This is a genomic window from Sphaerisporangium sp. NPDC004334, assembly GCF_053602655.1.
Window position 1 is genome coordinate 89,213 of sequence record NZ_JBSGDZ010000017.1, and the last position, 12,841, is coordinate 102,053.

Annotated in this window: 9 protein-coding genes; 3 read left to right on the top strand and 6 right to left on the bottom strand. The window is 71.4% G+C overall.

Annotation, left to right across the window (positions count from 1 at the left end):
• The first annotated feature begins 54 nt into the window (after positions 1-54).
• Both ACWEN6_RS23070 and ACWEN6_RS23075 read left to right on the top strand, forming a co-directional pair.
• Positions 55-984 carry a hypothetical protein gene (locus ACWEN6_RS23070; RefSeq protein WP_452572651.1) on the top strand — a complete coding sequence of 310 codons (930 nt, stop codon included), beginning with the start codon at positions 55-57 and terminating at the stop codon, positions 982-984.
• Positions 985-1,015: 31 nt separating this feature from the next.
• The gene (locus ACWEN6_RS23075) at positions 1,016-1,162 is read left to right on the top strand and encodes a hypothetical protein (RefSeq protein WP_452572653.1); all 147 of its coding nucleotides are present in this window, start codon (positions 1,016-1,018) and stop codon (positions 1,160-1,162) included.
• Positions 1,163-1,228: 66 nt separating this feature from the next.
• On the opposite strand, the gene ilvC is transcribed toward ACWEN6_RS23075, so the two are convergent.
• The 5 genes from ilvC to ACWEN6_RS23100 all read right to left on the bottom strand — a co-directional run bounded on the left by ilvC (position 1,229) and on the right by ACWEN6_RS23100 (position 8,666).
• Positions 1,229-2,239: a ketol-acid reductoisomerase gene (gene ilvC / locus ACWEN6_RS23080; RefSeq protein WP_354847311.1), complete on the bottom strand. Its 1,011-nt coding sequence runs from the start codon at positions 2,237-2,239 to the stop codon at positions 1,229-1,231.
• A 28-nt stretch (positions 2,240-2,267) separates the two neighbouring features.
• A complete protein-coding gene (gene ilvN / locus ACWEN6_RS23085) occupies positions 2,268-2,792 on the bottom strand; it encodes an acetolactate synthase small subunit (RefSeq protein ID WP_354847308.1) in 525 nt (174 codons plus the stop codon).
• Positions 2,793-2,838: 46 nt separating this feature from the next.
• Positions 2,839-4,677 (bottom strand): acetolactate synthase large subunit, encoded by a 1,839-nt coding sequence (locus ACWEN6_RS23090; RefSeq protein WP_452572826.1) that lies wholly within the window; start codon positions 4,675-4,677, stop codon positions 2,839-2,841.
• 183 nt (positions 4,678-4,860) lie between these two features.
• Positions 4,861-7,503 carry an EAL domain-containing protein gene (locus ACWEN6_RS23095; protein WP_452572655.1) on the bottom strand — a complete coding sequence of 881 codons (2,643 nt, stop codon included), beginning with the start codon at positions 7,501-7,503 and terminating at the stop codon, positions 4,861-4,863.
• 254 nt (positions 7,504-7,757) lie between these two features.
• Positions 7,758-8,666, bottom strand: a complete 909-nt coding sequence (locus ACWEN6_RS23100) for a 2-hydroxyacid dehydrogenase (protein WP_452572657.1) — start codon at positions 8,664-8,666, stop codon at positions 7,758-7,760.
• 83 nt (positions 8,667-8,749) lie between these two features.
• Here ACWEN6_RS23100 and ACWEN6_RS23105 point away from each other — a divergent pair, with 83 nt between their 5' ends.
• Complete coding sequence (locus tag ACWEN6_RS23105) at positions 8,750-10,126, top strand: PQQ-dependent sugar dehydrogenase (RefSeq protein ID WP_452572659.1); 1,377 nt, start codon at positions 8,750-8,752, stop codon at positions 10,124-10,126.
• Between the two features lie 171 nt (positions 10,127-10,297).
• On the opposite strand, the gene ACWEN6_RS23110 is transcribed toward ACWEN6_RS23105, so the two are convergent.
• Positions 10,298-12,724, bottom strand: coding sequence for a VanW family protein (locus ACWEN6_RS23110; RefSeq protein WP_452572661.1), 2,427 nt, complete (start codon positions 12,722-12,724; stop codon positions 10,298-10,300).
• Between the last annotated feature and the right edge of the window lie 117 nt (positions 12,725-12,841).

Sequence of the window (12,841 nt, forward strand, 5' to 3'; positions counted from 1 at the left end):
GCAAGAGGTCCAGCCGATTGCCACGCTCTCCGACGTCAGGAAGGTGATCTTCAGATGGGCGATGCGGTGACCTCGCCTCCGCCGGACCCGGCAACCGCAAGCACCCCCGGAGAATTCGTCGACGCGCTCGATCGGCTCAGGCTCTGGGCGGGACGGCCCTCACTGCGCCGGCTGCGCCATCTGGCCGGCCGCTCGACCACCCCCGACGGCCAGCAGGTGGACGCCCTGCCGCCGAGCACCGTGTCCTACACGCTCAATGGACGGGGCCTGCCCGGCCTGCCGCGACTGGCCTTCGTCGAGGCCTACATAACGGCGTGCCTCACCGCCTGCGACCTGCCGTCCGAGCAGATCGAGGAGCAGGTCGCGCGCTGGCAGGACGCCTGGCGGCGGCTTGCCACCCCGGGCGACCTCGAGCCCGCCGCCCAAGAGGCCGAGGGAGCGACATCCCAGCCCCACCCCCCGGACCAGGCGTCCTCTCGGGCGGGCCGCACCCGCCTCATGCTGGCCTGCCTGGCCGGGCTCGCGGCCGGCGCGCTGATCGCCACGGTGGTGACCCTGTTCCTGCGGCCCGCCGCCCAGCAGGGCATCCCCCTGGTTCGCGGTGAGGATCCCAACCGATGCGATTCGCCCTACGTCTGCTTCTACGATCACGGTCAGACCGGCCGGTTCCGCGACGTCACCGACGAGTACCAGCCGCTCAACGACAGCCACGACACCTCGGCCATGGCCAACCCGCGCAAGGACGACGTGGTGTGGCTGCGCTGGGAGGACGGCCACACCGAGTGCACGCTGCCCTTCGCGACCTACCGCCTGGCCCCGAAAGTGGCCGACATCCGCATCAGCCGCGACTACCACTGCCCTTCGCAGACCGGCGAACGCCGCGCCGTCCTGGACCCCGCCGCGGTCGTGCCGGCCCCCCTGCCTCCCTGCTACGCCACCACCCCGCCCCGACCGCAGGCAGGTGACTCCCCGACCCCGACCTAAGGCCGAGGGCCTCGTTAAGGGCGAGGCCAGGATGTTGCTGCTCGTGCTGGATGCGCGGGGGATCACGCTGTCCGAGGATCAGCGGGACGAGATCCTCGAGTGCTCCGACCCTGTGCAGATCGAGAAGTGGGGACGACGCGCCGGCACCGCCGACTCCAGCGACGAGCTGTTCGCCTGACGTCCCCAGAACAGCAGATCGCCCGAGCCGGAGGGCGGCTCGGGCGATCACTTGTCGATGCGCGGGTTACTTCTCCTTGAGCCAGCTCATCATCGGGCGGAGCTTGGCGCCGGTCTGCTCGATGGGGTGCTGGGACAGCTCCTCGCGGTACTTGCGGAAGTTGCCCTGGCCGCCGTCGAACTCCTCGACCAGCTCGCGGGCGAAGGCGCCCGACTGGACCTCGCCCAGGATGCGCTGCATCTCCTTCTTGGTCTCGGAGGTGACGACGCGCGGGCCGCGGGTGTAGCCGCCGAACTCCGCGGTGTCGGACACCGACCAGTACATCTTGGAGATGCCGCCCTCGTACATGAGGTCGACGATGAGCTTCATCTCGTGCAGGCACTCGAAGTAGGCCACCTCGGGCTGGTAGCCCGCCTCGACCAGCGTCTCGAACCCGACCTTGATCAGCTCGGAGACGCCGCCGCACAGCACGGCCTGCTCGCCGAACAGGTCGGTCTCGGTCTCCTCGGTGAAGGTGGTCTTCAGCGCGCCGGCGCGGGTGCCGCCGATGCCCTTGGCGTAGGACAGCGCGAGCGGCCAGGCGTTGCCGGTCGCGTCACGCTCGACGGCGACCAGCACCGGAACGCCGCGGCCGGCGGTGAACTGGCGGCGCACCAGGTGGCCGGGGCCCTTGGGGGCGACCATCGCCACGTCGACGCCCTCGGGCGCCTCGATCAGGCCGTAGCGGATGTTGAGGCCGTGGCCGAAGAACAGGGCGTCGCCCTCGACCAGGTTCGGCGCGACGTGCTCGGCGTACAGGTGACGCTGGATGTGGTCCGGCGCGAGGATCATGATGAGGTCGGCCTCCTCGGCCGCCTCCCCCGGGGTGACGACGCGCAGGCCGTCGTTCTCGGCCTTCTCGCGGCTCTTGGAGCCCTCGGGCAGGCCCACTCGCACGTCTACGCCGGAGTCGCGCAGCGACAGCGCGTGGGCGTGGCCCTGGCTGCCGTAGCCCAGCACCGCCACGTGCCGGCCCTGGATGACCGACAGGTCGGCGTCGTCGTCGTAGAAGATCTCAGTCACTAGCTTGCCTCTCATGGATTCTTACGGCTCGCGCCCGCAGGGCTCACGCGCTGCGGTCCAGGGCCCTGAGCGAGCGGTCGGTGATGGAACGGGCGCCGCGGCCGATGGCCACCATGCCCGACTGGACGAGCTCTTTGATACCGAACGGCTCCAGCACCCTGATGAAGGCGTCGAGCTTGTCCGGCGTGCCGGTGACTTCGATGGTCACCGCGTCCGTGGCCACGTCCACGCAGCGGGCGCGGAACAGCTGCACCAGTTCTAGCACGTTGGAACGGGTGTCGGCGTCCGCGCGGACCTTGATGAGCGTGAGCTCCCGCTGCACGGACTGGGAGGGGTCGAGCTCCACGATCTTGATCACGTTGACCAGCTTGTTGAGCTGCTTGGTGACCTGCTCCAGCGGCAGCTCGGCGACGTTGACGACGATGGTCATGCGCGAGACGTCGTCGTGCTCGGTCGGCCCGACCGCCAGGGAGTCGATGTTGAAGCCGCGCCGGCTGAACAGCGCGGCGACCCGGGCCAGGACACCGGGCTTGTTCTCGACGAGAACCGACAGCGTGTGGCGGCTCATGCGTTCCCTCCTGCGAAACCGGTGGATGGTCCGTGGGCCCGTGCGCTCATGACTCCTCCTCGTTGTCCCACACGGGAGCCAGGTCGCGAGCGAACTTGATCTCGTCGTTGCTGGTTCCGGCGGCGACCATGGGCCACACCATCGCGTCCGGGTGCACGACGAAGTCGATGACCACGGGCACGTCGTTGATCTCCATGGCCTTGCGGATCGTCGCGTCGACGTCCTCGGGACGCTCGCACCGCAGTCCCACGCAACCATAGGCGTCGGCCAGCTTGACGAAGTCGGGGATGCGGCGCGGCGACTGCAGGTCGGTGTTGGAGTAGCGCTCGTTGTAGAACAGCGTCTGCCATTGACGGACCATGCCGAGGTTGCCGTTGTTGATCACGGCCACCTTGATCGGCACCCCTTCGAGCGCGCAGGTGGCGAGCTCCTGGTTGGTCATCTGGAAGCAGCCGTCGCCGTCGATCGCCCACACCGTGGCCTCGGGCTGCCCCATCTTGGCGCCCATCGCCGCTGGCACCGCGAAGCCCATCGTGCCCGCGCCGCCGGAGTTGATGAACGTGCCCGGGTTCTCGTAGCCGATGAACTGGGCGGCCCACATCTGGTGCTGGCCGACGCCGGCCACGTAGTAGGCGTCCGGCCCGACCAGCGCACTGAGCCGCTCGACGACGTACTGCGGCGCGAGCGAGCCGTCGTCCGGCGTGTCGTACCCGAGCGGATAGGTCTTGCGGTAGCCGTCGAGCACCGCCCACCAGGCGGTGTAGTCGCCGGAGCGGCCCTCGGCCTGCTCGTGCTTGATGGCGCCGAGCAGGTCGGTGAGCACCTCGCGGCAGTCACCCACGATCGGGACGTCCGCGTGGCGGTTCTTGGAGATCTCCGCCGGGTCGATGTCGGCGTGGATGATCTTGGCGTGCGGGGCGAAGGTGTCCAGCCGGCCGGTCACCCGGTCGTCGAAGCGCGTGCCGAGCGCGATGAGCAGGTCACTGCGCTGCAGGGCGCCCACGGCGGCGACCGTGCCGTGCATGCCCGGCATGCCGAGGTGCAGGTCGTGGCTGTCGGGGAAGGTGCCCCTGGCCATGAGGGTGGTGATCACGGGGATGCCGGTCAGCTCGGCCAGTTGCAGCAGCTCGGCCGAGGCGCGGGCCTTGTGCACGCCGCCGCCGACGTACAGCACCGGCCGCTTGGCCTCGGCCATGAGGCGCGCGGCCTCTCTGATCTGCTTGGAGTGCGGCCGGGTCACCGGGCGGTAGCCCGGCAGGCGCATGACGGGCGGCCAGGAGAAGGCGGTCGTGGCCTGCAGGGCGTCCTTGGAGATGTCGACCAGGACGGGGCCGGGCCGGCCCGTCGAGGCGATGTGGAAGGCCTCGGCGATGGTGCGGGGAATGTCATCGGCGTCGGTGACCAGGAAGTTGTGCTTGGTGATCGGCATGGTGATGCCGGAGATGTCGGCCTCCTGGAAGGCGTCCGTACCGATCAGCGGCGCCGCGACCTGCCCGGTGATCGCCACGATGGGCACCGAGTCCATGTACGCGTCGGCGATGGCGGTCACCAGGTTCGTGGCGCCCGGTCCGCTGGTCGCCATGCAGACTCCGACCCGGCCGGTCGCCTGGGCGTACCCCTCTGCGGCGTGGCCCGCGCCCTGCTCGTGGCGTACGAGGACGTGCCTGACCTTGGTGGAGTCGTAGAGCGGGTCGTAGGCGGGCAGGATCGCGCCGCCCGGGATCCCGAACACCGTGTCGACCCCGACCTGCTCCAGCGCCCTGACGAGGGCCTGCGCACCTGTCATCTCTTCGGTCATCGGCTCGTTTCCTTGCGTGGCTGAGCTTGGCTGTGGCCATAAAAAATGCCCCGCTCGCCGGAGAGGCGATGCTGGGGCTGCGCGCAGGCTGGGGACTCTTCGTCAGCGACCCGCGCGCCGGCGAAGTACTACACCGTCAAGCCGAGGCTGCTGCAGCCCGGCAATCGAGTCCCCAGTGATACGCATGCGGCAACCATAGCCCCTGACACGTCGCAGGTGTCAAATCTCCGGACACAAGTCTCACGATATGGGATTAGCTTGCCCATCCCCTCAGGCGGTCTCCTGGAGAGGAGACAGGCTGGTGCGCATGAGGGAGTCGACGCCGCGGGCGGCCATGGGGCGGGCGACCAGGTAGCCCTGGCCCCGGGTGCAGCCCATCTCACGGAGCAGTTCGAGCTGCTCGGGGCGCTCGATGCCCTCCGCCACCACGATGAGGCCGAGGTCGTGGCCGAGCCGGACGATGGTGCGGGTGAGCAGCGTCAGCGTCTCGTCGCGTCCCAGACCGGACACGAACGACGGGTCGATCTTGATCATGTCGACGGGAAGCTGCCGCAGGAACGCCAGCGAGGCGTACCCGGTGCCGAAGTCGTCGATCGCGAGCCGCACGCCGAGGGCGCGCAGCTCCGACAGCCGGCTGACGATCTCGTCGGCGTCCTCGACGAGCATCTCCTCGATCACCTCGAGGGTCAGGGCGCTCGCGGGCAGGCCGCTCTCGGCCAGCGCCGCCTCGATCGTCTCGACGAACCGCGGCGCGGTGATCTGGCGGCTGGACAGGTTGAGCGACAGCCCGATGTCCCAGGACGAGGCCCGCCAGGCGGCCACCTCGCGGCACGCCTCGCGCAGGATCCACTCGCTGAGCGGGACGATCAGCCCGGTGTCCTCGGCGGCGCCCAGGAACTGCTGCGGCGGGACGAGGGTGCTGCCCCGCCACCAGCGCACCAGGGCCTCGACCGCGGTGACCCGGGAGGTCGCCAGGTCCACCACGGGCTGGTACTCGATGGCGAACTGGCCGGCCAGCAGCGCCCGCTGAAGGTCGGCGGCCAGCTCGAGGCGGCGTACGACGTCGGCGTGCATGTGTGCGGCGAACACCTCGACGCGGCGGCCGCCGAGCTCCTTGGCCCGGGTCGTGGCCACGTCGGAGTTGCGGATGAGGTCGCCGGCCGGGACGCCGTCCTCGGCGAAGGCGACGCCGACGCTGGCGGTCAGCGCGATGTCGCGGTCGGCCACCCGGAAGGGCTCGGAGGACACCGCGCGCACCAGCCGTTCGGCCAGGTCGATGGCCGACTGGGCGTCGGCGGTGCCCGAACCGGTCGACGGGCCGGAGCCGCCGGACTCCAGCAGCACCGCGAACTCGTCTCCGCCCCAGCGGGCGAGGGTGTCGTCGGAGTGGACGGCCGCGCGCAGCCGCCGGGCGGCCTGGCTCAGCAGGTAGTCGCCGCCGGCGTGCCCCACCGAGTCGTTGACGCCGGTGAAGCCGTCCAGGTCGATGAACACCACCGCCGTGGTGCCGCCGCCCCTGCGCGCCAGCACCTCGCGGGTGCGCTCCTCGAAGTAGGCGCGGTTGGGCAGGCCGGTCACCCCGTCGTGGAAGGTGAGGTGGGCGACCTGGTTGCGCAGTGCCACCTGGTCGCTGACGTCCCGCGTGGAGATCAGGACGAGGTCCTCCCCCTCGCTGGGGTGACGGGTGGCGACGGACTCGGCCGGCCGCCAGGTGCCGTCGGCGGCGCGGACGCGGCAGGCGACCCGGCACGCGCTCTGGCGTTCCAGGGGTGGTTCCTCTTCGGTCGTCAGGGACCTCAACGCCGCCTGGACGCCGGGAGCGTCCTCGGAGTGGACGTAGTCGAAGATCGAGCGTCCGATCAGCTCGCGGGGGTGGTAGCCGTACAGGGCCTCGACCCCGGCGCCCATCTCGCGCATGACGCCGTCGTTGTCGCAGACCAGGACCATGTCACCGGCGCTCTCGGCCAGATGGATGAGCCGGCGCTCGCTGGAGTCCAGATTGCCGCGCATGCTCGCGGTCTCCACGGCCAGCACGAACACCTTGGCCAGCAGCACGACCACGACCGAGCCGACCACGAAGGGCAGAACGGCCACCGGCCGGTCGGGGCCCTGGGTGATCACGCGGACGAGGAGCACGACGGTGGCGACGGCGGCCAGGACGAGCGGCGCCCCCTCCACGATCGCGGAGGACGGCGCCCGCACCGGGCGGACGCGGGCGCGGCTCGCCCACGGGGCGGCGGCCAGCAGCAGATAGGCGATCGGCGCCACCAGACCGGCGGCGAGCGGAAGAGCGCCGCCGACGGTTACGCGGGCCATCGCCGTGGCCAATTCCTGCACGGTGACCGTCGCGAGCACGGCCAGCGCGGCCAGGCCCACCCGGCGCCCGGCCGAACGCGACGCCAGCGCGGCCGGGGCCACGGCGCACGTCGCCAGCAGGCAGACCACGGGCGAGGCGAGCGTGCTCGGCTCGTCGGACCTGGCGTACAGCGGGGCCAGAAGCACGACCCAGCCGATGGTGAACAGCGACGCGGCGCTGATGTAGGCGCTGGTGGCGTACTGGAGCAGCGACCTGCCGTACGCCCGGCGCCGCGCCGTGCGGCCGCAGCCGATCGCGAGCAGCACCCCGCCCGCGATGAGCAGGACGTCGGCGAAGGTCAGCATGAACGGCGTGCCCTCGGCGAGCGGGCGCACCCCGACCCCGGCCAGCCAGGCGGCCGTGCCGGAGGCGAGCCAGCGCCAGGCGGACGACTGGTGGCGCCAGCCCGGCGCGACGCGGACGGCCGCCACCAGGAGTGAGACGGCGGCGATGAGGCCGGCCACCACCCCGGCCACCGCGGTGACCGTCGCGGCGGCGGCGTCGACGAGGAGGGCAGCCGTGAGGCCCACCGCGCCGAGACCGGCGGCGGCGGTCAACGGGACCCTTGGGTCACGAAGGCCGTTCAACGTCGTCGCCCATGCGGCTCATCCCTGTCACGTGGCCAGTGTCGCGCCCGCCCGGTGGCGGAGGAGGCGACAACCGCTCAGTCGTCACCGATCTGATAACCGCCTTGCTCGCTGTCAGGAACGGTGGCGCGGTGAGACTCACCGTACGCATCGGAGGTCACGAGGCAGCCACGGCTTGGGTTTGCTTTCCTATCGTTACGAGTCAGAAACGAGAGTCAAGCCGTTCAGTACGACCCCGTGATCACGTTGTTCAGCGGTTCCCCGGACAGGTATCTCAGCATCTGAGATCGCATGAGTTTCAACGTCCGCCGCAGCGACGCCGGGGTGCTGCCGGCCACGTGCGGGGTGATGAAGACCCCCGGCGCCGTCCACAGCGGGTGGTCCTTGGGCAGGGGCTCGGGGTCGGTCACGTCCAGGGCGGCCCTGAGCCGGCCGGCGCCGAGCTCGGCGACGAGCGCGTCGGTGTCCACCACCGAGCCGCGCGCGGCGTTCACCAGCACCGCCCCGTCCTTCATCATGGCGAGGAAGGCGGCGTCCACCATGCGCGCGGTGTCCGGGGTCTGCGGCACCAGCAGCACCACGACATCGGCCTCGGGCAGCAACCGCGGCAGCTCGTCCTCGCCGTGCACGCCGTCGCGCGCGGTGCGCGCCACCCGCACGACCTCCACCTCGAACCCGTCCAGGCGGCGTTCCAGCGCCTGGCCGATCGAGCCGTACCCGATGATGAGCACGGTGGCGTCGGCCAGCACGCCGGTGTGGTGGTAGGTCCACTCCCCGCGCTGCTGGGCGCCGGCGAAGGCCGGGAAGTCGCGCAGCACAGAGATCATCGCGCCGACCGCCCACTCGGCGGTGCCCGCGTCGTGGACGCCCCGCGCGTTGCACAGGATCACGCCGTCGGGCAGGTGGGGGCGGTAGGTCTCGACGCCGGCCGTCACCGTCTGCAGCAGGCGCAGCTTGGGCATCCGGCCGAGCAGTTCGGCGGTCGTGCGGGGCGGGATGAGCGGGGGGATCCACACCTCGACGTCCTCGGCGTTCTCGGGCGGCCGCTCGCCTCCGTCGTACAGGACGCATTCCACATCCGGCAGATCGGTCAAGACATCGACGATGGCCTGCGAGGGAGCCCAAATCTTCATGACCATCAACCCTAACGACCCCCCGCCGGGGGCGGGAACCTCGCCTGCGGGACGTCAGTATGGAGTGACGGAGGAGGTTCTTGATGCCCGACGGATCACCGCACGCCGGCACCGCACGCGACCACCGGCACCCCGCCCCACCCATCCCCCCGCCCGTCTCTTCGCCCACCACGCCCACCCCGGCTGTCAGCCCGCCCGCACCCGCCGTCGCCCGGACCGCGCCGGCCGCCCGCCCGCTCCCACCGGCCGGCCCGAGGACGGCGCCCCGCGCGCCGGGCCTGAGCAGGGCGCACGCGGTGCGGCGGGTGCTCGCCGCCGCGACCGCCGCCGTGCTGCTGGCGGGGTGCGCGCCCGGGAAGGCGGAGCGCGCGGACGGCGACGGCTCCTCCGTCCCGCCGACCGGCGCCGGGACTGCGGCCCCGTCCTCCGGCACGGCCCCGTCCTCCGGCACCGCCCCGTCCTCCGGCGCGACGGAGTCCCCCGCCAAGGTGGCGACGCCCGGCACCCCTCGCACGCTCGTGGGAGGTCTGGCCGTGCCCTGGGCCATCGCCTTCCTGCCCGGCGGCGACGCTCTGGTCACCGAGCGCGGCTCCCCGCGACTGCTGCGCGTGTCCCCCTCCGGCGAGGTGAGCGAAGCCGGGGTGATCGAAGGCGTGTCCCCGAGCGGGGAGGGCGGCTCGCTCGGCGTCGCCGTCTCCCCCCGGTTCGCGCAGGACCACTACGTCTTCGTCTACTACACGGCCGCCACCGAGAACCGCATCGTGCGCTACCGCTACCAGCACCGCCTGAGCGACCCGGTGACGATCCTCAGCGGCATCCCCAAGGGCGCCATCCACAACGGCGGGCGGCTCGCGTTCGGGCCCGACGGGTACCTGTACGCCACGACCGGCGAGACCGGCGAGCGTCCCTTGGCCCAGGCGCTCGGCACGCTGGGCGGCAAGATCCTGCGGATGACCGTCGACGGCAAGCCCGCACCGGGCAACCCGTTCGAGAACGTGATCTGGAGCTACGGGCACCGCAACGTCCAAGGCGTCGCCTGGGACCCGGACGAGCGCATGTACGCCTCGGAGTTCGGCCAGAACACCTATGACGAGGTCAACCTGATCAAGAAGGGCGGGAACTACGGCTGGCCGGGGGTCGAGGGCTTCGGCGGCGGAGACGGTTACACCGACCCGCTGCTCACCTGGTCTCCCGCCGAGGCATCGCCCTCGGGGATGGCCTACGCGAAGGGCTCCCTGTGGATCGCCGCCCTGCGCGGGACGCGGCTGTGGCAGGTGCCGGTGATCGGCGTCGGCCGCGTGGGCAAGCCCATCGCCCACTACACGGGAAAGTACGGCCGCCTGCGCGCCGTGGCCGCCACCCCCGACGGCTCCTCGCTCTATGTCAGCACCAGCAACAAGGACGGCCACGCCCCTTCCACAGGCGGCGAGGACCGCATCCTGGTCATCCCGCTCCGCTGACCCCGAACCCTCCGCGGACCGGAGCCCGGCCCTGGCCTTTCCCGGCCCGAGCCCGGCCCGGCCTGTGCGGGGACGGGCCCGAGCCCGGCGCCGGTCGGCCCGAGATGGACGCCCGGGTCAGGACGGCCTCACCGGCCGGAGCCGCTCCAGGCGACGATGCCGGTGACGGCGTCAGTCGCTTCCGGTCGTCCCCGCGGCGTCGTTCCCATTGCCGTCGCTCCCGCTGCTGCTCGACCGGCCGTTCCCGTTCCCGTTCCCATTGCCGTTCCCGTTCCCGTTCCCGTTGCCGTTGCCGTTCCCGTTCCCGTTGCCGTTCCCGTTGCCGTTGGGCGTGGTGTTCCTGCGGCCGTTCCCGTTCGGGTTGGCGTTGCCGTTCGGCGTGGTGTTCTTGTGGCCGTTGCCGTTGTTGTCGGAGGTGACGGGCGTGCTGGGCTCCGACTGCTTCTTGCCGCCGTTGCGGCGCTGCTTGGCCGAGCCGTCGAGGTCCTGACCGGAGGGCTCCGACTGGACGGTGGAGTCGTTCTGCCGTTCGGGACCGCTCGGCTGCTCCGGCCGGCAGATCACCTTCGGCGCGGCCTCGTACACCGTCGTCCGCGGGCGGTCCTTCTTGACGATCTTGCCGTCCTTGTGGAAGACCCGGGTGACCGTGACGGTGTAGCCGGGGATGCCCTCCATGGGGATGCAGTCGGGGTCGGTGACGGTCCTGGTCTCCGGCTGGCCGGGGTTGGCGCGCTGCGAGGTCTCGATGGCGATGCGGTCGTACTTCCTGGTGCTCCACAGCGACACCGTCAGCGCCGTGCCGGTGTAGGACGCCTTGACCAGCACGCCGTACTCGGTGACATTGCGCCACCGCAGGTCCTCGTCGGGGTAGTTCACCGACGCCTCGCGGCCCATCGGGTAACGCGTCACGTAGAACGGATAGGGGGTGCGGGCGACCTCCTCCATCCCGGCGAGGAAGGCCGCGTCGTACAGGGTCGTCGCGAACTGCGACATGCCGCCGCCCGTCGCGATGACCAGGCGGTCGCCTCCGACGGACTGGGCACGGACGAAGCCGCGGGTGGCCGGGTCGCCGATGGCCTCGTTCAGCGAGAAGACCTGCCCCGGCCGCACGATCATGCCGTCCACCAGGTCGGCCGCCTTGTGGATGTTGGTCACCCTGGCGGCGCAGCACGGGTAGGTCGTGGTGGACTGCGCGATCTGCTCCTTCACCCCGAGCCTCACGGCCTCCGCGTCGCTGAGCGTGGGCTCGGTGATGGCCAGGGACACCGGGATGGTGCGCGCCCCGCCGACGGTGATCACCTTGCCCACCGCGTCGGCCAGCTTGGCGCTGTCGACCCCCTTGCCCGTGCGGGCGTGCACCAGCTTGGGCCGCTGGTTCTCGATGACGAACCCGGCCTCGCGAGGCGCCGCGGCCATGCCGACCAGCTTGGTCTCCAGCCCGGCGACCGCCTTGTGCGCGTCGAAGACGGGGCGGACGACGCCGGCCTGGTCGGGGGTGAAGGTCAGGTGGGCGGCGATCAGCTTGGGGGTGAGGTGGGCGCGCCTGCCGCCGTTGACCAGCGTGATCGGCTCGGCCACCGCGCGCCGGGCGACCGCGAGCGCCCCGTCGAAGGCCTGGATGCCCGCCTTGGGCTGGACGAGGTCCACCGACAGCGGCACCGGGGACGGGGCGTCCAGAAACGCCCGCCTGATCGCCTTGGCGGTGGCCGCCTCATCCAGGACCTGCCCTTCCTTGGGGGTGCGCAGCTCCGGCATGGTGCCGTTGTAGACGATCGCGCCCTCCTGGGCGGGACGGCCGACGTCCGCGGCGATCCGGCGGAGGCGGTCGGCGAACTTGGTCTGGTTGAGCGAGATGCGCAGCGGCAGCTCGCGTTCGCCGGTGAAGGACTGCCAGACGGCGATGGGGCTGGGGAAGCCGGTCTCGGCGTCGGCGATCGTGGCTTCGACGTCGATCGTGAGCCCGGCGTCGCGCGGGTCCAGCACTCCGACGCGCCGCCCGTCCAGCATGAGGACGAGGGCCTGCTGGTCGTTGCCGTCGAACCGCTCGTGCAGGCGGTCGAGCGCCTGGGTGGCGTTCAGGCCGCCGATGCGCACGTCTTTGACGTGCGTTCCCGGCGGCACCTTCCCCCAGATCAACGTGGCGGGGACGCCGTAGCCGAGCAGGAAGAGGAGTGTGAGCGCTCCCACGGCCAGCAGGACGCGCCGCAGCCCATTCCGCCGCACGGACGGTTCAGGGTCGTCCAGGTCCGCCGGCTCGGGCTTGGGCTCGTCCTCCGGGCGGCGCACCCGCACGCCGGCCGTCATCGGCCACGGCTCGGGTGGGCCGGCGGGCGGCGGCAGGGTCACCGGCGGGCTGGAAGGAGCACCCGACGGCGGCGGGGTGTTGACGAAGATCTCGGGAGACACGCCGGGCGGCAGCGGTGAGACCCCGCGCGGCAGCTTCCTGCGCGTTCCGGACGCGTGGCCTGCGGCGGAGTCCTTCTGCTGGCCGGTGTCCTTGGCGAGTTGCCGGTCGGCCGGAAGCGCGACGGGTGAGTCAGGCCGGACCGCCGCGAACGGGTCGGGAGGCGGGTCGATGGACGCTCCGGCGTTCCGCACGCCTCCGTCCTCCTCCCACTCCGTACCGAATCCCCCGCATCACCCTAAACCAACACCACTGACAAATTCTTCAACATCGCTGGATGAATCCAGTCCCAGGTATGAGCAATTTATAGG

Coding starts and splice junctions, on each gene's coding strand:
- ACWEN6_RS23070 (WP_452572651.1), top strand. CDS start 55: ATGGGCGATGCGGTGACCTCGCCTCCGCCGGACCCGGCAACCGCAAGC.
- ACWEN6_RS23075 (WP_452572653.1), top strand. CDS start 1,016: ATGTTGCTGCTCGTGCTGGATGCGCGGGGGATCACGCTGTCCGAGGAT.
- ilvC (WP_354847311.1), bottom strand. CDS start 2,239: ATGAGAGGCAAGCTAGTGACTGAGATCTTCTACGACGACGACGCCGAC.
- ilvN (WP_354847308.1), bottom strand. CDS start 2,792: ATGAGCCGCCACACGCTGTCGGTTCTCGTCGAGAACAAGCCCGGTGTC.
- ACWEN6_RS23100 (WP_452572657.1), bottom strand. CDS start 8,666: ATGAAGATTTGGGCTCCCTCGCAGGCCATCGTCGATGTCTTGACCGAT.
- ACWEN6_RS23105 (WP_452572659.1), top strand. CDS start 8,750: ATGCCCGACGGATCACCGCACGCCGGCACCGCACGCGACCACCGGCAC.